Below are 21,637 nucleotides of genomic sequence, written 5' to 3'. Positions count from 1 at the left end.
TTCTTTCAAGTCTAACTCTGAGGCATAATCCCGGCGGTATGAAGCAGTTCGTAATGTTTTAAAACCGCATCTAATCGTGTAGAAATTTTGTTGTATTTCGCCTGAAGCAAAGCATTATCAGCATCAACCATTTCTGTAATTAAAACCAATTGGTTTAAGTATTTCAGCTTTACGATTCGGTAATTTTCATTGGCTAAATCCAAAGCTTTATCAACTACCACAAACTTTTCAAGGATTTCCTGATACTGTGTATGTTCTTTATACAGTTTGTCCTGGATTTCATCTTTTACAATTTCATTCTGCATTTTTTGCCATTCGATTTTAGTATTGGCCTGATCCATTTTTGTTTTGTTTTTATACAAAGATGAAAGATCAAAAGTCGCTTCAATTCCAACTTGTCCTAAAGTGTACAAATACGGGTTTGGTGGAAAGAATTTGTAGTTCGGATAATAAAAACCATAATTCCCAAAGAAGTGAACGCTTGGCAGATAATTTCCTTTAACCAATTTCAGTTCGGTTTTACTGATATCTAATTCCTGACTCGCGATTCGCATTTCTTCGTTCTGCAACGCTTTATTCATATAAAAATCATACGGATCCAAACCGTTCATTTCGTCCAGATTTGACGTTGTATCAATCGCGATTTCTTCGTTTTCCTGAATCTGAATTAAAGTTTTCAAATCGTGAAGCGCGATTTTTATGTTTTTGGAATTTGTAAGCGCATTCAATTCACGATCCGAAAGCTGTAATTCGGCTCTAATGACTTCGTTTTTGGTAATCGTTCCGTGTTTTTGAAGCGATTGTACTTCTTTCAATCGGCTTTTTTCTTCTTTGATATTTTCTTCAAAAATCTTCTGAAGTTCCATCATTTTATAAATCGCCAGATAATTCGCAACGACTTCGAGCTCGATATCATTTTGAGTTTTTTCAGTTTTTATTTTGGCAATTTCGCTTTCCTGATTCGCAATTTTAATGGCGTTATTAATCTTATTTCCGGCATAAATTGGCATTTTAAAGGTAGAGTTGACCTCATAAATTTCAGGAATCGCCTTTGTAACTTCTTTACCATTTAAGAAACCGCTTCCTTTGAATTCCGTAATATTCGTAATTCTGGAATACATGCCGTTTAATTGAATGTCTGGTAATCGAAGTTCTTTTCTTTCTTTGATGTTTTGCTCTGAGAGCGTGACCTCCAGTTGAGATCTAAGGATTTTTTTGTTGTTTTCTTTCGCCAGTTTCAAAGCTTCTTGTAATGAAACCGAATGAACTTCCTGCGCTTGTAAGCCATTGAATGCTAATATCATTACGAATAACAGCAGGATTCTGGGAAAACAATCGTCTGTAGAATTTGTTGTTTTAAGGAACATGAATACTTTAATATTTGATGGTGCAAAGTTCCTTCATTTTTCCGTTGACTGATAATTCTAAAAAGCCAAGAACATATTCATTTCGGACAAATGTTAAAATCACTTCTTCCGAAAACGTTATATTAAAACACTGAAAAACAATTTATTACAAAATCGATTTGATTTGTGAGTTTTTTTGTCTCTCGCAGATTTAGCAGATTACTCAGATTTTATTTTAATACAATTAATTATCTGCTTGATCTGCAACACGAGCGATAGCGAACTGGCGAAGCAAATCTGCGAGAGAAAAACAGATTATTTCCTTTCTAAAATCTCTTCTCCGTTTAAGTAATCAGAAGGTCTTTGGCCTAAAATCTTAAAGAAGGTGTTGCTGAAAGTCGGAACACTATTATAACCAACTTCTTGAGCTACCTCTTTTACCGAAAGTTTTCTTTCTAATAAAAGTTCGATTGCTTTTAAGATTCGGCGAATGGTATAATATTGAATAAAAGACATTTTGAGATCTTTTTGAAACAAGCGATACAAAGAGCGTTCGCTAAAACCAAATTCATGAGCAACCTCAGAAAATAAAATGGTTTCGCCAAGATTATTCTCAACATGACGAAGGATTTTTCCCAATCGTTTGTCTTTTGGCTGTGGTAATTCTAAAGGGAGATTGTTGGTGCAAATTTGAGGAAGAATCGCTTTTATGGCTTTTGCAATCGTAAAGCTTGGAGAACCTTTTTTCAAATCACCATTCCACTGATTGGTAAACATCATCATTTGGAGCAACAAATTATTAACGGGATAAATACCTTCCCTTTTGTAGAATAGATCCTCATCTTTCTCAACCGGAAAATACAGATTTCGCATCATCACATGTTCCGATTTTGGTTCGATGCTGTGTTCTAGTCCCGCCGGAATCCATATAAAATGTCTTGCAGGAAGAAAATAAGATTTCGTTTCAGTTGTTACAAAAACCACATCGCCTTCTGCATATAACATTTGTGCTTTATCGTGTTTATGCCATGGAACAAACAATTCTCCCATAATATCATGATGACAATAAATGCTTTTTTTATCAGCATCTACTTTCTTGATATAATATTTGTCGACTTTGAATGTTGATTGTTCCATTTAAATGATACGATGATTTCGTATTATAAAGATACTGAAGAAATAGAAATTAAAATTCCAATTCGCCACACAGTTTGTCATTTCGACGAAGGAGAAATCTCCGCGAGTAGCTCCGTAAAGAATATCGCTAATCTTTGTAGAGTTTCTTGTGGAGATTTCTCCTTCGTCGAAATGACAAATTAGAGCGAGTAAAAAAAAAACTTTGCGAACTTTGCGGTTAAATACAAAAACAAAAAAGCCTTTCCGTTAAGAAAGGCTTTTAACAACTTAGGCGGTCTGGACGGGACTCGAACCCGCGACCCCATGCGTGACAGGCATGTATTCTAACCAACTGAACTACCAAACCCTGCGTTATTGCGAGTGCAAAAATACAACAGAATTTCGTTTCTGCAAGCGTTTTTTACGAATAAAATTCAAGAAATTTTTAATCAACTAAATTTCAATATTTTAAAATTCAAAAACAAAACCAAAAAAGAAGAAGTTTCTTTCTTTTTGCCAAACACAAAGGTTTTGTACATAAAAATATCTTATCATTTTGCTAAACATAGCCCGCGGTTTCAACCACGGGAGACGTATTTATACACATTGTGTTCCTGTGGTTGAAACCACGGGCTATATCTTAATATATGATGGAAAATCTTTGTGGAGTTACTTGCGAAGATTTCTCCTTCGTCGAAATGACAAACTTTACGTTAAAATCAGAATTAAGCAAAAAAAATCGCAAAGCTTAATCAATTTTAAGCTTTGCGAACTTTGCATTCTTTAAAAAATATCTTTGCTCCCGATAGCTATCGGGATTGCGTAAAATCTTAGCGTGCTTTGCAGTTAAAAACAAAAAACCAAAAGTGTTTTAAATCAAAAAAGCCATCCACAAAAGTGGAAAGCTTTTCATTGGTCTAACTACTAAACCAGCTACGAGTTACAAAGTCGTAGCAAAACAACACAACTATTTTAGATACCGTATTTGGGCAAAAAAGCCTTTCTGTTACGAAAGGCTTTCCCCAATATTGCGGTCTGGACGGGACTCGAACCCGCGACCCCATGCGTGACAGGCATGTATTCTAACCAACTGAACTACCAAACCTCTGCGTTATTGCGGTTGCAAAGATATAACAGAATTTCGTTTCTGCAAGTGTTTTTATAAAAAAAATGAAATTATTTTTCATAAAATTATCCAAAGTTTTGTTTTTCAACCAAATAAGTAGTCAATATTTTTTCAAAATTATCGCCCACATTTACCGGAACGTACTTAATTTGGTTCTTTGCGCAGGTTAAAGCCAGATTTTTAAAATAAGCTTCTACCCTTTTTTCATATTCCATTTTAACATTATCGGCAAAAATCGAAACCTCTTCGCCTGATTCTAAGTCGATAAACTTTCTTGGTGCATTGTCAAAATCAAATTTCAATTCGGTTTCATTATCAACAACATGGAATAAAACTACTTTGTGTTTGTTGTGTTTAAGATGTTGTAATGCATTAAAAAGCTTTTCGTCATCTTCAGTCTGAAACATATCGGTAAACAAAATAATCATCGAACGGCGGTGCATTTTCTCAGCTATTTGATGCAAATAGGTAATTGTATCGGTCGTTTTTTTGACTTTTGGCTGAACCAATAATTCTTCCAGTTTGTTCAAAAGCATTCGGTGATGGCGATCGCTTCCTTTTTCTGGTGCGTAATATTCATATTTATCAGAGAAAACGCTTAAACCAACGGCATCGCGCTGTTTCTTTAGAATATTCATTAAAACCGCCGAAGCCAAAACTGCAAAACCAATCTTTTTTTCATAAAATGGTTGATCCAATTTCAGTTCCGGATAATGCATTGACGACGAATTATCGACAATCAAATGACAACGCAAATTGGTTTCTTCCTCAAAACGTTTTGTGTACAAACGATCCGTTTTGGCAAACAATTTCCAATCGATATGTTTGGTGCTTTCGCCGGCATTATATACTTTGTGCTCGGCAAATTCGGCCGAAAATCCATGAAACGGACTCTTGTGCATTCCGGATATAAAACCTTCCACAACCTGATTCGCCAGCATTTCAAGATGCTGAAAACTGGAGACTTTCTCTATTTCCGATTCGATTTTCATTCGGTTTCTTTTTTAATATTTTGCGCTTTATAAAGCAAATCTGTCGCCATAAGCAATTTACGCTTCAAGATCGGACTAAAATTAGGGTTTTCTTTCAAGAATCGCTGTACTTCATCAAAAGCATATTTCGACGAATATCTTCCAACTGTATTATCCAACCAATCTTTCGGGAAGAAAATATCTCCCGTACGCTGAATTTCCTCTACCAAATCTAGTGAAAATCTAATATATTTCTGCGCGCTTTCCTGGCGAAGCGGATGATTTACATTGGCTAAACCAACAGAAACCCAAGATTCTTTTTCGCGATTAGCATCGTCTTTTAAGGATTCCATAAAAGCATTTCGAACGGATTCGTCTTTTGATAATGACGGAAGCAAAAATTCAAATCGCTTCTTTTTGTCCGGATTTGAGATTGTTGTTCTTGTTTTTTCCAAAATTTCATCGGCATTTTCATGTTTGAAAATCGCCAGATTCATCGCCATATTTGTAAAATCGTCTTCGTTCAATTTCAAATTCGGAATAACAATTTCCTTATTCCAAATCTGATATAATTTGGCTTTCGCCGAATCAGAATACGCAATCGAACTAAATAATCCGAATAATGTCTTTTTGATATTAGCTGATAAATTAGCCTGCAAACGAACGTTTAAAACATCTTCAAGCTGTTTCTGAACTTTATTTTGTTGTTTTTCGGTAAAGAATCTCCAATAAACTGTATTCAAACCATTCGACGCAATTCTCAAAACCAATTCATTTTCTTCGGCTTGAATTCCCTTTAAAAAACAATCGAAAGCTTTATCTGTCGACACATTTCCAATTAACATATTCTCATAAAGATTGCTGTAGCTCGAAGCTCTTGCAACCTCATCTTTTAAAGTAGAAATGGAATTTAAATTATTCCCGTCAAGCGGAAAAACACCGTATCCAAAACCATTATAATTATAAACGATAGAAAGTGGTTTTTCAAGTCCAATTGCTTCTTTTAAAATCAGATTTTTATCTTTAAAATTCGCCGTTAAAACTTTTACTTCATTTGAATAAACTAAACCAATCTGAAAAATCTGAGGCCAAATATTCCCCGATTTGTCTTCTGCTTTCTGTTGAATTTCAAAACTTTTAATTCGGTTTTTAGCATCGTATTCTATTTTATCTGTAAAAATGGCTCTTCCGGATTTATTTACCCAAACCTCGCTCCATTTTTTCATATCCAAAGGCGTTTCGGCATCTAGAATTTCTACGAGATTATTCCAGTCGGCATTGTCGTTGGCATATTTTTTAATGTATTTTTCGATTCCTTTTTGGAACGCATCTTTTCCCATCGAAGCTTCCAACTGGCGCATCATAATAGGCGCTTTGTTGTAAATCATCGCTCCATAAAGCGATCCGGCATCTTTCAAATTCGCCAAATGTTGTCTTATCGGATGTGTTCCCAACGAGCGATCTTCCGCGTAAGCGCTACCATAATGCGCAGTGAAAAATTGTAGATTATGATTGACTTTCGGAAAAATTGGATTCATTATTTTATCAGCCATGAAGTTGGCAAAAACCTCTTTCATCCAGACATCATCGAACCATTTCATGGTAACCAAATCGCCAAACCACATGTGCGAAGTTTCGTGTGCGATTAATTTTGCACGATTTAATTTCTCGCTGTCGGTTGCACTGTTGTCTAAAAATAAAGTCGATTCTCGGTACTGAATCGCGCCAACATGTTCCATTCCGCCATATTGAAAAACCGGAATTGAGGCGAAATCCAGTTTCTGAAATGGGAATTTATAATTAGTATATTTTTCTAAAAAGTCTAACGATTGCTGATGCAGATTGAAAATCGTGTCGGTGCTGACTTTGATTTTCTCTTCATTATTCTCGCGATATAACATTGTCATTTCTAAACCTGGCTTCTGCGTAACGCTTTTAAATTTTCCGGCAACGAAAGAAAACAAATACGTACTCATTTTATCAGATTCTCCAAAAGTGTACATTATAGAATCTCCTTTTTCTAACTTCTCTTTCACATCGGCTCCAGCCAAAACCGACCAATCTTTTGGCACAGAAAGACTCAATTTGTAAGTCGCTTTTATATCCGGCTGATCAAAACACGGAAACAAAGTACTCGCGCGGTCCGGAACTAATAAAGTGTATAGAAAATCATCATTTCTATTTAAAGATAAATTCCCGGCGATGAAGGAAATTGAAATGGTATTTTTTCCTAAAATCAAATTTTCAGCAGGAATTATAATATGTCCGTTTTCATGAATAATCGAAAGATTTTTTCCGTTTGCCGAAACTGATTTTATATTCTCCGTTTTCTCTTTAAAATCTAATTGTAACGACTTATTCACATCTGATAAATTCAAATTCAAAAACAACAACGAATTTATATTTTCATTTTTTTGATTCGGAATTTCAAAAAACAATTGGTATCGAACATCAGAAATCTGTTTTTTACGAAATTGGGCTAATTGTTCTGAAACTCCATTTTCAACAATTAAATTTTCTTTTGGATTGGATTGAGAATAACCAATCGAAGTCATTATAAAAAAGGCAAAAAGGCTGTTAAGAATTTTCATTTTTAAAGGAATATAAGATTCGTTAAAAATAAAAAATGTTTGCCACGAATTTCACCAATTTATACGAATTAAAATTTAAGCTTAATTTTTTTGCCACAGATTATATGATTTTCACAGATTAAAATCATTTGATTTATTTAATTCTAACCTAAATTTTAAATAAATAATTCGTGTAAATTAGTGCAATTAGTGGCAAAAAAAATCCTTTTAATCTGTATAATCTGTGGCAAAAAAAACCAAATAAAAAAGGCTTGACTTTCGTCAAACCTTCTTTATATAAATCATAATCTTACGATTACAACAAAGCGTCTAAACTATCTGCGTAGGTTTGTTTTGGAGCAACTCCAACTTGTTTTCCTACTACTTCACCGTTATGAAACACCAAAACGGTTGGTATGTTACGCACACCATATTTTGCAGCGAATTCTTGGTTAGCATCTACATCTACTTTACCAACAACTACTTTACCTGCGTACTCGTCGCTTAATTGGTCGATGATTGGACCAACCATTCTACAAGGACCGCACCATGCTGCCCAAAAATCTACCATTACTGGTTTATCTGACTTTAAAACTACTTCATCAAAAGTAGCATCTGTTATTGCTAATGCCATAATAATTTGTCTTTAAATGTTATTTCAGCTTTAGTCTCGAGAGACTCGTTTTTTGTTATTTCCTAAACTGAGGTACAAAGTTAAAAATTAAAAACAAATCAAACACCATTCGTAAATTAGTTTTGATTATAAAAGTATTGTAAATAATTATATTAAAAATTCAATCAGAATACACAAATTTAACATTACAGTAATTTGAAAATCAGAAATTTAAATATGATTGTTTTTTATAGTATCTTTAATCAACCATAAAAATTTTCCAGATGAAAGAAACTTTGCACCGAATAAAAGTCTTTTTACAATCGGCTGGTTTTAGAAAATACGCCAAACGTTTTGGATTTTTTATTTTAGGATTAATTGCACTTCTCTTAATTGCCTGTGGCGGATTATCGATTTATTTCAACAGAAACAAAACCGAAATTATTGCAAAAATCAATGCCAAAATCAACGAAAATATAAATGGCGAATTTCATATTGGCGACTTTCAATATAAATTCTTAACCGGTTTTCCCAACTTTACTTTAGCATTAAAAGATGTTGAAATCAAAGACAAACAATGGAAAACACACAAACATACTTTACTGAAAACCAAAGAAATTGAAGTTCGGCTGAACATTATTCATTTGCTTCAGCATGAAATCGATATCTATAAAATCCTGATAAACGACGCCGATATTTATTTGTATAAAGATAAAAACGGCTATTCGAATTCGGATATTTTTAAACCCAAAAAGAAAAAAACACCCGAAAATAAGGAGAAACCCGAAACCATAATCAATCAAATCGAACTTAATAATGTTCAATTTATTCTGGACAATAAATTGGGAAATAAACTCTTCAATTTTGATGTTGCCAGTTTAAAATCAAAAGTAGAATATGACGGAGACAACTGGCGAACGGACTTATTTATCAATACCAAAATTAATAGTCTGGCTTTTAATACTGTACACGGAAGTTTTGCCAAAGAAAAAGACCTGAAAGGAACGCTGTCCATTGCGTATTCTGATGCAAATCAAAAAATTGACATTCAGACAAAAGGTTTAAAAATTGGAAGTGATTCTTTTGATATTATTGCTTTTTTTAATGTTGGAAAAGGAAATTCGTTGTTCGGAATTAATATTGGAACTACCATTTTATGGAAAAACGCCTCCAATTTATTGTCCGGAAACATCAGTTCAAAATTGAATCGGTTTGATTTGAAAAAGCCAATTATTGTGAATTGTGATATAAAAGGCGATTTGAATGTCGAAGGCGATCCGAGAATTTTAGTTCAGGCCGAAGTCAAAGACAACGAACTCAGCATTCCGGATGGTTTAATTACCGATTGTAGTTTTAAAGGAATATTTATTAATAATTTCAAGCCAAAAGAAGGTTTTACCGATGCAAATTCGGCTGTAATTCTAACGCGTTTTTCAGGAAATTATGAAAACATTCCGCTCCAGATTCCGCAACTTTCGATTAATAATCTCGAAAAACCATTGGCAACAGGAAACGTTCATTCTGACTTTGATGTGACAAAATTAAACGAAATAAGCAACGACAAATGGATTCAGTTTACAGAAGGACACGCAACGGCCAATTTGAAATTTCAGTTTGACATCGTGAATTTGTACATCAATAAACCTAAATTTATTGGAAACGTAAACATCACCAATACTTCATTTCATTTTATTCCGAAAAACATTCACGCCGAAAAAGTAAACGTTCAGCTTGATTTTACACAACAAGCTTTACTCATCAAAAAAATTGCCTACAAACACAAAAAAAATACCATTTACATGGAAGGGAAAATCGACAATTTCCTGAATTTGTATTACGATGAACCCGAAAGTATGGTGGTAAATTGGAAAATTTATTGCCCAAATTTAGATATCAAACAATTTATGGGTGTTTTGGCTTCTTCCCAAAAAAGAAAGTCAAATATGAAAAACAGAAAACCGACAATTTCCAGCCATTTGCGCGATGTAATCGAGAAATGTTCCGTGGTAATCGACATCAAAGCAGACAAGATGAATTACAACAAACTGACTGCAACAAATACTACAGCAACGGTTCAGATGCTTAATTCGAAACTTGTCGTTAAAAACGGTTCCTTGCAGACTTCCGGAGGTAGTATTAATTTCAGCAGTGAGATTCAGCCAAGCGGAAAAAACTTTGCTTTTAACTCGAACGCGCAGGTAAATCATGTTGATATTGCAAGCTTTTTGCGTTCTTTTAATAATTTCGGAATCAAATCTTTTACGCCAAATAACATCAAAGGACGATTAAGCAGCAAAGTCAATGTTACAGGATTTTTTAATCCGCAAGGCGAATTAATCACCAATTCAATGCATGGAAAACTTGATTTCTCTGTCACACAGGGCGCATTGATAAACTTTGAACCGATTATGAAAATTGGTAAATATGCTTTCCCGTTTAGAGATGTCAAGAACATTACTTTCAGCGATTTGTCCGGTGATTTTAATCTGCGCGGCGAAAAAATCGATGTCAATAAATTCACCCTGAGTTCCAGCGTCTTAAATATGGATGCCAAAGGCGTTTATTCACTCGGAAACGGTACAAATCTCGCGCTAACAATTCCGCTTCGAAACTCTAAAGACGATGCCAAACTCGCCACCAAAGCCGAACGCGACGCCGTTCGCGAAAAAGGAATTATTCTTCGCCTGGCTGCTGTTGAGGAAAATGGGAAGATTAAGATTAAGAGGGGGAGGAAGGAGAAGGAAAAAAATTAAAATGTAAGATTTTCCGATTAAATTAACTATAGTATCTTTTTTATTGATAAATTTGAATTTTTACAGTTTTTTAATGAAAAATAAATTTACTTACATAGACCTTTTTGCAGGTTGTGGAGGATTATCATTAGGGTTGCATCAAGCAGGATGGCAAGGTCTTTTTGCTATTGAAAAAAGCCCCGATGCTTTTAAAACACTTGAACACAATCTAGTAAAAAACAAAAATCATTTTACTTGGCCAACTTGGCTTCCTCAAAAGGCACATGAGATTAATAATGTACTGGATGAGTACGCTTCTAAATTAGAAAAACTAAAAGGAAAAGTGACAATGATTGCGGGAGGACCGCCTTGCCAAGGTTTTTCAATGGCAGGAAAACGTAATGAATTTGATTTAAGAAACGACCTTATAAACTCCTATATCAATTTTGTGAAAATTGTTGAGCCTAAAATTATTTTCTTCGAAAATGTAAAAGGCTTTACAATGGAATTCAAAAAAAACAGAGAAAAAGGAATTGCTTATTCTTCTCAAGTTACACAAAAACTTGATGAAGCAGGTTATTTTGTAAAAGGGCAATTAGTCAATTTTGGTGACTATGGCGTTCCTCAAAAGAGAACTCGTTTTATTCTTGTTGGAATAAAAAAAACACTTTCAAATGCAACTCAAGAAAAAGCTGAAAGCTTTTTTGATTCCTTAAAAAACAATCGTTTTGATTTTTTAAAAGAAAAAGGATTAGATATAGAAACAAATCTTCAGGATGCTATTTCCGATTTATTTCAAAAACATGGATTAAAAGAAACTCCAGAATATCCAAGTTTTCACTCTGGTGTTTATGGAAAAGAAAAAGGAAATTATCAAAAGTTGATGCGTGTAGGAATTGAAAATAAAATCGCAGATAGCCATCGTTTTCCAAAACATTCTACTGAAATAATCACTCGATTTAAAAATATTCTTGAGGAGACTTCCATTGAAAGAAGAAATTTTAATGTCAGCAAAATTATTCAGGAAAAATATAATATTAAAAAAAGAACCGTAATCCCTTTAAACGGATTTGACAAAACTCCTACAATCACAACTCTTCCAGATGATTATATTCATTATTCTGAACCAAGAATCTTGACAGTTCGTGAATATGCGCGTATTCAATCATTTCCAGATTGGTATATTTTTCAAGGGAAATATACCACAGGCGGAAAAAGACGGATACAAGAAGTGCCAAGATATACTCAAATTGGAAATGCAATTCCTCCATTATTTAGTGAACAAAGTGGCTTGATTTTAAAACAATTAATTTAATGGCCAAAGTAAGCTTTAGAACAAATGCAGAACTCAAAAGCATCATTGGTAAAGATTTAATTACTGATGATAACATAGCTGTTTTAGAATTAGTTAAAAACTCCTTTGATGCTGGATCAAAGAAAGTCGATATAATCTTCAAGAATGTAATTCATGGTTCTAACCTAAAATCATACAAAAATAGCAATGAGTCCAAAATCCTTATTTCAGATATAGGAAAAGGAATGTCACAATTTGACATTGAAAACAAGTGGCTCAATATTGCTTATTCCGAAAAAAAAGAAAAAAAAGAAGAATATGGAAGAACACTTGCTGGGAACAAAGGAGTTGGAAGATTCTCTTGTGATCGATTAGGTAAATACCTAACTATTTATACTAAACAAAAAAAAGATCTTCATTATAAGCAATTATCAATAAATTGGATTGAATTCGAACGTAAAGATGATATAAATTTAAACATTCAAGATATACAATTTGATTTAATAGAAATAGACAAAGATGATTTCTTTACTAAAACCAATATAGAATCTTTTGAATCTGGAACCGTATTAGAAATCAAATCATTAAGAGAGGAATGGGACTATCAAAAAATTCTATCTTTAAAAAGACAACTTGAGAGATTAATAAATCCCAATCAAAATTATAGCTCTCTAAAGTTTGACATAATTATCAACGCCTCTGAATACATTAATATTGAAAAAAACAAACCTGATTATGAAAAAATTAATGGTATTGTAAAGAATCAAATATTTGAAAAATTAAATTTTAAAGTTACCAGCATTCAATCCAAAATAAGTAAAGATGGTGATTATTTAATTACAATTTTAAAAGATAGAGGAAACACGATCTTTACTTTAGTCGAAAAAAATAGATTTCGTTTACTGCGAAATATAAAAACACATATTTATTATCTAAATACCTATTCGAAAGCTTATTTCACAAAACAAACAGGAATTCGCCCAATAGATTTTGGATCAATTTCATTATTCATTAATGGTTTTAGGATTCCTCCCTACGGTGACTATGGTGATGATTGGTTAGGAATGGAAATTAGAAAAGGACAAGGAAGAAATAGATATTTAGGAACTCGTGAAGTTATTGGTCGTATTGAAGTAAAAGACAATGACGATGTATCAATAGATGATGAAGATGGTGTTTTCAAAGTAATTTCTAGTAGATCTGGATTAATAAACAATGCTATTTACAATGAGTTGGCAAAAAGTACCAGTCCTTTTGGTTTCTTTTACAAAACCTTTAGAAGATTAGAACGATTTGTTGTTGAAGGCATTAATTGGGATAGTACTCTTGAAAAAAATACAATTAAAATAGAACAAGAAATACTAAATAATGTCAAATGGGATGAATCAAAAGAAAGATACTCGGAAGATTCTTTGACTCGTAATAAACGTATTTATAATGTTGTCCACAATATTATTGATGCAAAAAAAGAAGAGCTTATTAAACTCACCATAAATAAGAACTTTGTCTCTGATCTAATCGACGAACAAAAAGATAAAATTAACAACGACTTAGAATTTATATTAGAAGAGTTGAAAAACAAGAATCTCAAACCTAATCAACTTCAAGATTTTTTGAGCAAGCTAACAAAGTCTCAAGATGAGCTAAATGATTTTGAAAAATCAATTGGAGAGAATGACGATTTAAAAAAATTAAAATCCGAGCTGGAGAACAATTTAACTTCAATAAAAGTTCAAAAAGAAGAACTAGAAAAACAATTAAAAGAAGCCGAAGACATAAAAAATGCAGCTTTAGAAAAAGCAAAACAAATTGCAGACGAACTAGCTTTAGAAAAAGAAAAAAACACTTATTTGTTAACTTCGAAAAGAACTTTAAGTGAAGATGCAAAAGGCCTAATACATAATGTAAAACAAACAAGTAAAAAATCAAAACAAAATGCTCAAAACTTATATGATGCTTTTTTAGAAAACACTGTAAAACGAACACAAGCGCTTAAATGGCTTAGTACAATAATATACAATTCTGACAAAGCTCTTAAAATATCTAATCTAATTACAAGAGCTAATTTTAAAGCTAATTCAGATTACCAAGATGTAAATATTGTAAAATTTATCGAACAATATCTTGATCTATACAATATTATGTTTGAAGACAATGACATAGCTTTTTCTATAGAATCAACAACCGAAGCTTTTTGGAAAAGAATAAGCATTCTTGATATTTCACTTGTACTTGATGATTTAATATCCAATTCTTTTAAAGCAAAAGCTAAAAATGTAAAAATATACATTACTGAAGATGAAAATTTGGATTTAAAAATTATATTTTCTGATGATGGAGAAGGTCTTTCTTCAAAATTTGAAAATAATAGTGATGTCATTTTTGATTTAGGAATAACTACAACTGATGGATCCGGTATAGGGCTAAACTACGTTAGAAATACATTATCTAAAATGAAAGGAAATATATCCTTTATTGGAAATAACAAATTCCTCAAAGGTGCATCATTTGAAATATTAATATCAAAATTATATAAATAACATGTCCAAAAATTTGCTAATTATTGATAATGAAGACCTAACAGAAACGATTTCTGATATCGAAAAATTATCAAAACCTAAAGGAATCTCTATAAATTGCTTTCCCCTATATGTTGGTCTTCCCGATGGAAATGATGTAATTGATGAAAATGGTGAAATTGACATGAAATTGGTATTAAATAAATTTAATGCGAAGTATGGAACTATACGTTTTCATATGGTTGCTTCTGATTTCAAACTAAATGATAAAAATATTGATGGAGTTGAAATAATCAGGCAATTTAACAATATCAACAATACCCGAAAAGCAAACAAAATTCTTTACTCTTCTGAATTAATTGAAATTGTTCAAGAATATTTAGATTCTTATAAAGAAAAGAGTGATTTTGATAAATCATGGACTAGTTTTAAAACTTTAATTAAGCTTTCTATAGTTGATTTTTCAAAAAGAGAAGATATTGAAAAAAACATTGTCAATTTTATTGAAAAAGTAAGCGAACAAGAAGATGATTTTATAGTAGAATATCTTCTGGAAAATAAAGACCTCTATTTTAATCCGGCAATTGAGATATACAATGAACTATCTTTTAATGAAATTGCTGAAAAGATTTCGTTGAATGACCCATCATCACTTAATTTCAAAAAAAAGTTAATCGAATTAGCAATATCTCATTTTGGATATCTTAAAAAATGAGTAAAAGAACAATACATATAATTCATCCAGAAGATAGCTCTACAGATTTCCTTAATTTAATTACGGAATATATTAAAGAGTTCTCTAAAATTAATTTGATAAAATTAAAAACCCAAGAAGATCATTCTATTTTTTTTGAATTAATCCATACTATTGATAAAAATGAACTGATTTTATTTTTTGGTCATGGGACATCAACAGGACTAAGCGGAGCAGTAACTAAAGATTATGAAAACCACGAATTTATTACTGAAAAGCAATTAAAAATTTTCTCAGAAAAAAATGTCATGATTTTATCCTGTAGATCAAATCAATATCTTAAATCCTATTTTAAAGAATGTAATATACAAAGCGCAATTGGCTTCCCAAACCTAATTACTGATTATGAAGAAATTGAGCACCATGACGACCCCGAAAGACTTAATGATGTCTCTGCTAAAGACATAGAGTTATTTAAAGAAGCAATTATTGATGTGATGAAATTTTCTTTGGAAGATTATGTCATGGGAAATTTATCAATAATTCAATTTTACAATAGAATTAAGCTTCGTATAAATAAAAAAATTATAAATTTATATAATGAATCACCCAATAAAGGGAAATTACCATTAGGAAAAATGTTAAACGATATGGTTGATGGAATGATTTTTTTAAATAAAAACCACTAAATTTAACATAGACTTAATCGTATTGGGAATAACCAAAAACTAAGCAAAATTTTTCATAATCTTTCCTTAACTCCCTTGCCTTTTTCCGTCAAAAAAGATAGCTTTGAGAAACAATCATAAAAATTTAAACCGTTATGAAGATTCAAATCAACACCGACAAAAACATTGATGGACACGCAAGATTAGAAAGCTACTTTTCAGCAGAATTAGAAAAAGGTTTAGCACGTTTTGAAGACAAAATTACCCGCATTGAAGTTCACTTTGGGGATGAAAATGGAGAAAAATTTAGTTTGCAGGACAAAAAATGTGTAATCGAAGTACGTCCGCAAAAATTGCAGCCAATCACTGTAACAGAACACGCCGATACACTGGAAAAAGCCTTTAACGGTGCTTTAAGCAAAATCAAAAAATCACTGACTACAACTTTCGAAAAGCAAAAAGCTTTTTAAATTTCAAAATAGATAAAAAAAAAGACGTTTCAAATGAAACGTCTTTTTTTTTATCTATTTTGAAAAGGTGCAGAGTGGCAAAGGTTCAAAGTGACAAAGGTGAAGTTTCTCTGTGCCTTTGTCACTTTGTAACTCTGTGACTTCTTCTTACGATTTTGGAAGTGGTGCTCCTACTGCAATATCGCAACGGTGTCCTGGTTGGCCGTGTGCCGGATTCATTCCTTCGGCTACGGTTTGCGTTGTTTCGGTGCTTAGTAAGGCCGGAACTGCATTATTATTTGCAGGTGGCGGAGTTACAGTAAAATTCTTAGTAACTGATCCGCTTTGTGTGGTTGACGCGGCAGCAGTAGCTTGTGCCGGTGCCGAATTCAAAGGCGCTCCAACAGCGATATCACATCTGTGTCCCGGTTGTCCGTGTGGCGGATTCATTCCTTTGGCCACTTTTACGGGCGCAGCAGTTGTCGTAACCACATTCTTCTGATTCGGATTTACCTGAATAGTTTGAGCTGTCTGCGTCGTTGTTACCTGACCTTGTTGCGGCGGAGCAGAATTTAAAGGAGCTCCAACAGCAATATCACAACGATGTCCTGGAAGTCCGTGCGCAGGATTTAATCCTTTTGTGTCTCCTAAAACCGTATTCGGATTTGTTGTTTGTGTTTGTACAACTGGAGCTGTAGCAGTTTTAGAAGTGTCTTTTGCAAGTCCCAATCTAACCAATTCAGATGTTGCTGTGTTTTCCTGAGGTTCTAATTCCTTTTTGCAAGAAACAAAAACCAAAGAAGTAATTGCCAGCGAACTTATAAAGATTTTCGGATTCATAATTTGTGGTATTTTAAGCTCTCAAATATAAAAATTTTAAACCATATAAGTAATGTAAGATAATTTAAGTTTTATCACGAAGTTCCTCGGATATCTGTGTTTCAAAATTTCAGCCATCAAGCTTTTCGAACAAAGATGATTAAAGCAAAAACTTTGCGCCTTCGCGCCTTTACGAGAAATTTATACGTATTTATTAATATGCACTTCTATTTCTTATATGATCGAAAAACTTTAACTTTAAACTCAAATTATATTTATCATGAAAAAAACAATCCTACTTCTTTTATTGGTTACTTCTTTTGCTAACGCTCAAAAAACAGAAAAAAACAAAATCAATCAAACTTTGGATACCTGGCACAGAGCAGCTGCGGAAGCAAAAATAGATGATTATTTTAATGCCTTTACACCAGATGCAGTTTACATTGGTACTGATGCTAACGAAAACTGGACAAAAGATGATTTCTACACATGGGCAAAACCATTTTTTGACAGAGGAACAACATGGAATTTTAAAGCCCTTGAACGTCATATCTTTTTTGATAAAACCGAAAAAATTGCTTGGTTTGACGAATTACTGGATACGCAAATGAAAATCTGCCGCGGATCTGGAGTTTTGGTTAAAGTGGGGAAAGAATGGAAAATTCAGCACTATGTTTTATCTATGACGATTCCGAATGACGAAGTGGAAGCAGCAATAAAAATTAAAGCGCCAATCGAAGATGCACTGATTGCAAAACTTCAAAAAAAATAAACATAATCTGCTTTTGTTCTTATAATTATAACTTTTACACCGTTTTACAACGCGCATTATCAAAATAATTATAACACTTTTGACAATATTAGTCCTAAATTAGAAGTTCAAAATTGAATACTCTCAAAAAACCCATTCATAATTTGCAAAATTGACTAAAATAAAAAGACAACCACTATTTTAACAGCCCTTAAAATCAAAATGTGTAATTTTTTTTAACTTTGACCCCAAAAAAAATAGGGTTCAATAAAGTATTTGAAAAATGAAAATAGAGAAACGCTGGATCATCTCCTTTATTATTATAAGCATTGTTTGTATTACTGGAGCATTTTGGCCAACCATGACCGAAAACAGTTATGTACTGTCTGAATTTGGCACTACAGATCATATTGTTCCGGCTGATGTTGCCTGGATGCTGACTTCTTCTTGTCTGGTTTTAATTATGACACCGGGATTATCTTTCTTTTATGGTGGAATGGTGGGCAAGAAAAATGTTATTTCAACCATGCTTCAGAGTTTTATCTGTCTTGGAGTTGTTACTCTTTTATGGGTTGTAGTTGCTTTTAGTCTTGCTTTTGGAGAACCGGTTGGCTTTGGTTCCGGAGATCATTTTTATAGCTTTTTCGGAAATCCGACGACTTTTGCTTTTATGGATTATGTGGGCGTTTTGCCTCATAAGCAACTTGCAAGTACGATTCCGTTTATGCTTTTTGCTTTGTTTCAGATGAAATTCGCCATTATTGCTCCGGCAATTATTACGGGTTCGTTTGCAGAACGTGTTCGCTTTATATCGTATTTAATTTTCATTAGTTTATTTACGATTTTTATATACGCTCCTTTATGTCATGCCGTTTGGTATCCAACGGGTATTTTAGGAAGTTACTTTGGAGTTAAAGATTTTGCCGGAGGAACTGTAGTGCATATGAGTTCTGGTTTCGCGGCTTTGGCCGGAGTTATTGTTTTAGGAAAAAGAAAAAACAGCCAGCATATTCCAACTAATATTCCATTTGTATTATTAGGAACAGGAATGTTATGGTTTGGCTGGTTCGGATTTAACGCGGGATCGGCTCTTGCGGCCAATGGAACTGCAGCTATGGCTTTTGCCACAACAACAACTTCATCTGCTGCTGCAATGTTGACTTGGATTTTCTTCGACAGAATGAACGGAAGAAAAGTCTCTGCTCTTGGCGCGTGTATTGGTGCCGTTGTGGGCTTGGTTGCGATTACGCCTGCTGCCGGATTCGTATCGGTTCCTGAAAGTATGTTTTTCGGATTTATAACGGCTTTGGTTTCTAACACAGCTGTAAACTGTAAATATTCTAAGAAATTTGATGATACACTTGACGTTTTTGCCTGCCACGGCGTTGGTGGAATTATGGGAATGATTTTGACTGCAATTTTTGCTCATGGCGAAAATGCAAGCTTACTTCACGGCGGATGGAATGTTTTTACACATCATATGATGGCATTGGTTTTAGTTTCAATTTTCACTTTCTTCGGAGCTTATTTCTTGTTTAAAGTAACCAATTTCATTATTCCTTTGAGAGTTTCAGAAGAATCAGAACACATCGGATTGGATTTATCACAACACGATGAAACGCTTGATCCAAAAACAAAAGCGATCACTGAGCCACATTACGGTTAAAAATATTTTTTTTTTCCGCCACGAATTCACGAATTTTCATTTTAAAATAATTCGTGAATTCGTGGCGGAAAACTTTTTAAATATATAATCCCTACGGGACATTTTTTGCGTTATTTGCTTTTTTCTACCAACATTTTACTCCTAACGGAGTATATTTTGAAAAAATGATTTTATACAGAAAAAAATCTTTTTAATCTGTGAAATCTGTGGCAAAAAAAATTAAACCCCAATTACATCTTATCCATTCGTTTATATTCCTTAATTTTGCGGAAAATTTTTGTAAAAGTGGGAAGTAAAAATAAACTTAAGAGATTCAGAGAAAACGAAACATTTCAAAACGTTTTTCAACCAACCAGAGAAGAAGTTGTAGGCAATTTAATGCCTTTAAGAGGGAAATGGAATTCTGATTTCTTTAAAAATGACAATCCATTAGTTTTAGAATTAGGATGCGGAAAAGGAGAATATTCTGTTGGATTAGCTGAAAAATACCCAGACAAAAATTTTATCGGAATTGATATTAAAGGTGCTCGTTTCTGGCGTGGTGCTAAAACTGCTGTTGAAGATGGACTTCATAATGTTGCCTTCGTTCGTACTCAAATCGAGTTGATCAATCATATTTTTGCTGAAGGCGAAGTTGACGAAATCTGGATTACTTTTCCAGATCCGCAAATCAAATACAAAAGAACAAAACACAGAATGACCAATTCTGAGTTCTTGAAATTATACAAAAAAATCCTTAAAAAAGACGGTGTCGTAAACTTAAAAACCGACAGTGAATTCATGCACGGATACACACTTGGTTTATTGCATGGTGAAGGACACGAGGTATTGTACGCCAATCATAACGTCTACAAAAACGAAGGAAGTCCTGAAGTTGTAACTTCAATTCAGACTTTTTACGAAAAACAATATTTAGAAATTAACAAGGCAATTACGTATATTCGTTTTAAAATTAAAGACTAATTTAATTTTAAAACAAGTACACTAACTGATCTAGCAACTGAATGGCAATATTTACTCCATTACTTTCGGGCTTTATTGCAGCTGCAATTGGGATTATTCCGCCAGGTTTACTCAATATGACGGCTGCAAAAATAAACATGAAAGAGGGGAAAAAAAATGCACTCTGGTTTGTTATTGGTGCTCTTCTGGTTATTTTCTTTCAGGTTTCGGTAGCGGTTTTATTTGCCCGTGTGATTGACAATCGCCCGGATATTGTGACTTTATTGCGTGAAGTTGGTTTTGTAATTTTCTCTATTTTGACAATTTACTTTTTGTTTATTGCCAAAAAACCGCAAACCAAAAAGAAATCTAAAATCAAAAAAAGCAGTAGAAAAAGTCGTTTCTTTCTCGGAATGCTTCTTTCTGGTTTGAACTTCTTCCCTATTCCCTATTATGTTGTTGTAAGTGTTACGCTAGCTTCTTATCAACTTTTTGTATTTGAGAACAATATTATTTTCACTTTTGTTCTTGGTTCGGTCTTAGGTTCGTTTGCCGCTTTGTACAGTTACATCGTTTTCTTTGGAAGAATCGAAAAGAAAACAGATTACCTAATGCGTAATATGAATACGATTATCGGGAGTATTACTGGTTTAGTCGCTCTTGCAACGCTTTTTAATATTCTGAATTATTATTTCGGGTAAAGATTAGTTTGCCACGACTCGAGCCATAACGAACAGACGTAGCAATTACACTAATTTCCACGAATTACTTGTTTTTAGATTCGCATACCCAATAACAAAAAAATCGCATAGCTTTAATACAATTAAATAATTTGTGAAAATTAGTGTAATTTGTGGCAAAGAAAACAACACTATGGCTGAAGAAAATTTTTTCGAAAGAGTTTATGCAGTGGCCAGACAAATTCCATACGGAAAAGTCACTTCTTATGGCGCTATTGCGAAAGCTTTAGGAGCCGCGCGTTCTGCCCGAATGGTCGGTTGGGCAATGAATGCTTCTCATAATATGGATGATATTCCGGCGCACAGAGTTGTAAATCAAAAAGGACTTTTGACAGGGAAATTTCATTTTGACGGAACCAATCTAATGCAACAGCTTTTAGAAAGTGAAGGAATTAAAGTAGTCGATAATCAAATTGTAGATTTCGAAAAACACTTTTGGCAGCCTGAAGTTCAGGGCTAGAGATGAATCTTATCTGTCAGGCTCAGCAAAATTGAAACCTTTTTTAGTCAACAGACCTTCGGCTCTACTCAGGATGACATTGTCGTAAAATGAAAAGATTTGTATTTATTCTCTTTGCGGAGACGCACTGCAGTGCGCCTCTACGATAAAATCTTTGCGTC

17 protein-coding genes and 2 tRNA genes are annotated in these 21,637 nt (G+C 33.3%); 11 read left to right on the top strand and 8 right to left on the bottom strand.

Annotation, left to right across the window (positions count from 1 at the left end; genetic code table 11):
• Positions 1-11: 11 nt before the first annotated feature.
• From BD847_RS09615 to trxA, 7 genes are all read right to left on the bottom strand, one after another.
• Entirely contained in the window at positions 12-1,367 is a 1,356-nt protein-coding gene (locus BD847_RS09615) for a TolC family protein (protein WP_115888053.1), read from the bottom strand.
• A 294-nt stretch (positions 1,368-1,661) separates the two neighbouring features.
• Positions 1,662-2,483 (bottom strand): helix-turn-helix domain-containing protein, encoded by an 822-nt coding sequence (locus BD847_RS09610; RefSeq protein WP_115888052.1) that lies wholly within the window; start codon positions 2,481-2,483, stop codon positions 1,662-1,664.
• A gap of 272 nt (positions 2,484-2,755) precedes the next feature.
• Positions 2,756-2,829, bottom strand: a tRNA-Asp gene (locus BD847_RS09605).
• Positions 2,830-3,493: 664 nt separating this feature from the next.
• Positions 3,494-3,567 (bottom strand) — tRNA-Asp (locus BD847_RS09600).
• A gap of 86 nt (positions 3,568-3,653) precedes the next feature.
• Complete coding sequence (locus BD847_RS09595; RefSeq protein WP_115888051.1) at positions 3,654-4,580, bottom strand: DUF58 domain-containing protein; 927 nt, start codon at positions 4,578-4,580, stop codon at positions 3,654-3,656.
• The gene (locus tag BD847_RS09590) at positions 4,577-7,150 is read right to left on the bottom strand and encodes a M1 family aminopeptidase (protein ID WP_115888050.1); all 2,574 of its coding nucleotides are present in this window, start codon (positions 7,148-7,150) and stop codon (positions 4,577-4,579) included. Before BD847_RS09590 ends, BD847_RS09595 begins: the two co-directional genes overlap by 4 nt.
• Before the next feature lie 295 nt (positions 7,151-7,445).
• On the bottom strand, positions 7,446-7,763 hold the full coding sequence (gene trxA, locus BD847_RS09585; protein ID WP_012023423.1) for a thioredoxin: 318 nt from the start codon (positions 7,761-7,763) through the stop codon (positions 7,446-7,448).
• 263 nt (positions 7,764-8,026) lie between these two features.
• On the opposite strand from trxA, the gene BD847_RS09580 reads away from it, so the two are divergent.
• The 6 genes from BD847_RS09580 to BD847_RS09555 all read left to right on the top strand — a co-directional run bounded on the left by BD847_RS09580 (position 8,027) and on the right by BD847_RS09555 (position 16,119).
• The gene (locus BD847_RS09580) at positions 8,027-10,495 is read left to right on the top strand and encodes an AsmA family protein (RefSeq protein WP_115888049.1); all 2,469 of its coding nucleotides are present in this window, start codon (positions 8,027-8,029) and stop codon (positions 10,493-10,495) included.
• Positions 10,496-10,568: 73 nt separating this feature from the next.
• Positions 10,569-11,789: a DNA cytosine methyltransferase gene (locus BD847_RS09575; protein WP_115888048.1), complete on the top strand. Its 1,221-nt coding sequence runs from the start codon at positions 10,569-10,571 to the stop codon at positions 11,787-11,789.
• Complete coding sequence (locus BD847_RS09570) at positions 11,789-14,308, top strand: ATP-binding protein (RefSeq protein WP_115888047.1); 2,520 nt, start codon at positions 11,789-11,791, stop codon at positions 14,306-14,308. The genes BD847_RS09575 and BD847_RS09570 overlap by 1 nt, the downstream gene beginning before the upstream one ends.
• A gap of 1 nt (position 14,309) precedes the next feature.
• Positions 14,310-15,002 (top strand): hypothetical protein, encoded by a 693-nt coding sequence (locus tag BD847_RS09565; RefSeq protein ID WP_115888046.1) that lies wholly within the window; start codon positions 14,310-14,312, stop codon positions 15,000-15,002.
• Positions 14,999-15,670 carry a hypothetical protein gene (locus tag BD847_RS09560; protein ID WP_115888045.1) on the top strand — a complete coding sequence of 224 codons (672 nt, stop codon included), beginning with the start codon at positions 14,999-15,001 and terminating at the stop codon, positions 15,668-15,670. Before BD847_RS09565 ends, BD847_RS09560 begins: the two co-directional genes overlap by 4 nt.
• A 134-nt stretch (positions 15,671-15,804) precedes the next feature.
• Positions 15,805-16,119, top strand: a complete 315-nt coding sequence (locus BD847_RS09555; protein ID WP_115888044.1) for an HPF/RaiA family ribosome-associated protein — start codon at positions 15,805-15,807, stop codon at positions 16,117-16,119.
• Positions 16,120-16,266: 147 nt separating this feature from the next.
• Here the strand turns inward: BD847_RS09555 and BD847_RS09550 are convergent, their stop codons facing one another.
• Positions 16,267-16,938 carry a hypothetical protein gene (locus tag BD847_RS09550; protein WP_115888043.1) on the bottom strand — a complete coding sequence of 224 codons (672 nt, stop codon included), beginning with the start codon at positions 16,936-16,938 and terminating at the stop codon, positions 16,267-16,269.
• 259 nt (positions 16,939-17,197) lie between these two features.
• Here BD847_RS09550 and BD847_RS09545 point away from each other — a divergent pair, with 259 nt between their 5' ends.
• The 5 genes from BD847_RS09545 to BD847_RS09525 all read left to right on the top strand — a co-directional run bounded on the left by BD847_RS09545 (position 17,198) and on the right by BD847_RS09525 (position 21,476).
• Complete coding sequence (locus BD847_RS09545; protein ID WP_115888042.1) at positions 17,198-17,689, top strand: nuclear transport factor 2 family protein; 492 nt, start codon at positions 17,198-17,200, stop codon at positions 17,687-17,689.
• A 262-nt stretch (positions 17,690-17,951) separates the two neighbouring features.
• Positions 17,952-19,334, top strand: a complete 1,383-nt coding sequence (locus tag BD847_RS09540; protein WP_115888041.1) for an ammonium transporter — start codon at positions 17,952-17,954, stop codon at positions 19,332-19,334.
• 285 nt (positions 19,335-19,619) lie between these two features.
• On the top strand, positions 19,620-20,297 hold the full coding sequence (gene trmB, locus BD847_RS09535) for a tRNA (guanosine(46)-N7)-methyltransferase TrmB (RefSeq protein WP_115888040.1): 678 nt from the start codon (positions 19,620-19,622) through the stop codon (positions 20,295-20,297).
• 41 nt (positions 20,298-20,338) lie between these two features.
• Positions 20,339-20,977, top strand: coding sequence for a LysE family transporter (locus BD847_RS09530; RefSeq protein WP_115888039.1), 639 nt, complete (start codon positions 20,339-20,341; stop codon positions 20,975-20,977).
• Between the two features lie 172 nt (positions 20,978-21,149).
• A complete protein-coding gene (locus tag BD847_RS09525; RefSeq protein ID WP_115888038.1) occupies positions 21,150-21,476 on the top strand; it encodes an MGMT family protein in 327 nt (108 codons plus the stop codon).
• Positions 21,477-21,637 lie beyond the last annotated feature (161 nt).

The organism is Flavobacterium cutihirudinis (genome assembly GCF_003385895.1).
GTDB lineage: Bacteria > Bacteroidota > Bacteroidia > Flavobacteriales > Flavobacteriaceae > Flavobacterium > Flavobacterium cutihirudinis.
This window is presented reverse-complemented; position numbering and strand designations above follow the sequence as displayed.

What these genes read in the sequence shown, in the direction of transcription:
- BD847_RS09580 (WP_115888049.1), top strand. Translation starts at nt 8,027, where the DNA reads ATGAAAGAAACTTTGCACCGAATAAAAGTCTTTTTACAATCGGCTGGT.
- BD847_RS09565 (WP_115888046.1), top strand. Translation starts at nt 14,310, where the DNA reads ATGTCCAAAAATTTGCTAATTATTGATAATGAAGACCTAACAGAAACG.
- BD847_RS09525 (WP_115888038.1), top strand. Translation starts at nt 21,150, where the DNA reads ATGGCTGAAGAAAATTTTTTCGAAAGAGTTTATGCAGTGGCCAGACAA.
- trxA (WP_012023423.1), bottom strand. Translation starts at nt 7,763, where the DNA reads ATGGCATTAGCAATAACAGATGCTACTTTTGATGAAGTAGTTTTAAAG.
- BD847_RS09545 (WP_115888042.1), top strand. Translation starts at nt 17,198, where the DNA reads ATGAAAAAAACAATCCTACTTCTTTTATTGGTTACTTCTTTTGCTAAC.
- BD847_RS09530 (WP_115888039.1), top strand. Translation starts at nt 20,339, where the DNA reads ATGGCAATATTTACTCCATTACTTTCGGGCTTTATTGCAGCTGCAATT.
- BD847_RS09610 (WP_115888052.1), bottom strand. Translation starts at nt 2,483, where the DNA reads ATGGAACAATCAACATTCAAAGTCGACAAATATTATATCAAGAAAGTA.
- BD847_RS09555 (WP_115888044.1), top strand. Translation starts at nt 15,805, where the DNA reads ATGAAGATTCAAATCAACACCGACAAAAACATTGATGGACACGCAAGA.
- BD847_RS09615 (WP_115888053.1), bottom strand. Translation starts at nt 1,367, where the DNA reads ATGTTCCTTAAAACAACAAATTCTACAGACGATTGTTTTCCCAGAATC.
- BD847_RS09590 (WP_115888050.1), bottom strand. Translation starts at nt 7,150, where the DNA reads ATGAAAATTCTTAACAGCCTTTTTGCCTTTTTTATAATGACTTCGATT.
- BD847_RS09550 (WP_115888043.1), bottom strand. Translation starts at nt 16,938, where the DNA reads ATGAATCCGAAAATCTTTATAAGTTCGCTGGCAATTACTTCTTTGGTT.
- BD847_RS09570 (WP_115888047.1), top strand. Translation starts at nt 11,789, where the DNA reads ATGGCCAAAGTAAGCTTTAGAACAAATGCAGAACTCAAAAGCATCATT.
- BD847_RS09595 (WP_115888051.1), bottom strand. Translation starts at nt 4,580, where the DNA reads ATGAAAATCGAATCGGAAATAGAGAAAGTCTCCAGTTTTCAGCATCTT.
- BD847_RS09560 (WP_115888045.1), top strand. Translation starts at nt 14,999, where the DNA reads ATGAGTAAAAGAACAATACATATAATTCATCCAGAAGATAGCTCTACA.
- BD847_RS09540 (WP_115888041.1), top strand. Translation starts at nt 17,952, where the DNA reads ATGAAAATAGAGAAACGCTGGATCATCTCCTTTATTATTATAAGCATT.
- BD847_RS09575 (WP_115888048.1), top strand. Translation starts at nt 10,569, where the DNA reads ATGAAAAATAAATTTACTTACATAGACCTTTTTGCAGGTTGTGGAGGA.